At 59.9% G+C, this 886-nt stretch carries 1 protein-coding gene and 1 pseudogene; both read right to left on the reverse strand.

The genetic code is table 11. The annotated features are described in order from the left end of the window. Positions 1-231 (reverse strand): annotated as a pseudogene (locus tag EOA86_RS36495) (ABC transporter substrate-binding protein); the annotation flags it as partial. 42 nt (positions 232-273) lie between these two features. Then, positions 274-483: a hypothetical protein gene (locus EOA86_RS36500; RefSeq protein WP_128345823.1), complete on the reverse strand. Its 210-nt coding sequence runs from the start codon at positions 481-483 to the stop codon at positions 274-276. Positions 484-886: the final 403 nt, after the last annotated feature.

The following is an 886-nucleotide window of genomic DNA, read 5'->3' on the forward strand; positions in this document are numbered from 1 at the left end:
GGCCAGCATGGCGACGTTGGTTGCATCCTCGCCGGCGAAATCGACAATCTCCAGACCGATGCCGTTGGCTGTGTCGAACTTGTGTTGCTTCATGGTGTCAAGCGCCCAGCTCACGGTGCCGAACTTCAGCACGCCGATGCGAACCTTGCTCGTGGCGAAGGAGGGTTTTGAGACAAGCGCTGCGGCCGTTCCAAGAGCCGCCAGACGGAGCGTTCCTCGACGCGAAATCATGATGATGTCTCCTCCCGGGGCCGTAACAGGCCGGGGCGCCGATCAGATCGCACGGTCCTTGTTCGGGAAAGCGCGTTTCCAGCGCTTGACCTTGAGGGTCGGGTGTTCCTGCGACCATTTCGCGATTTCGCTGGGCGCCAAGACCATACATTGGACGAGAGAGCCACGGCTCTCGAAATAAAGATGCTCGTCTCGGCAATTGCCCGGATTGGTAATCAGGCAAACCGTCAATATGAGGTCGACCATATCCATTCAGCACCTCTTGCGCGCTTAAAGACGCCCGCTTCGGCGAGATCCGGCCCGATCTGCGAGCCTGGACAAAATCGCCATCTGCCGGAGTCCCGAGGTGCCCGTGGAAAACCGGAATGGTTTGAGGCTACGCGTTCGCCCGATGGCCGTCAACAAAGTCGAATGGATAGGGCGCCGGAGCGGAGCTCCTCTGAATTCGGGAAGGACGCCGGCGATACCTGAAAACACAAAACCGCCTCGGCGGGCGGGTCGTTGGCGCAAATCAGCGCCATGGCCAATCAATAGCATAAATGCCGCAACAAAGCAACGAATCGCGAGCTCGCGACCAGGGCAATCGCTTCCGGTTTTGCGCTGCCCTCATCTCCCGTGCCGGGCACTTCTCGCCGTGCCTGCGGTTCACTGGACC

The sequence above is a fragment of the Mesorhizobium sp. M5C.F.Ca.IN.020.32.2.1 genome (assembly GCF_004023105.1).
In the GTDB taxonomy this organism is placed as follows: domain Bacteria; phylum Pseudomonadota; class Alphaproteobacteria; order Rhizobiales; family Rhizobiaceae; genus Mesorhizobium; species Mesorhizobium wenxiniae.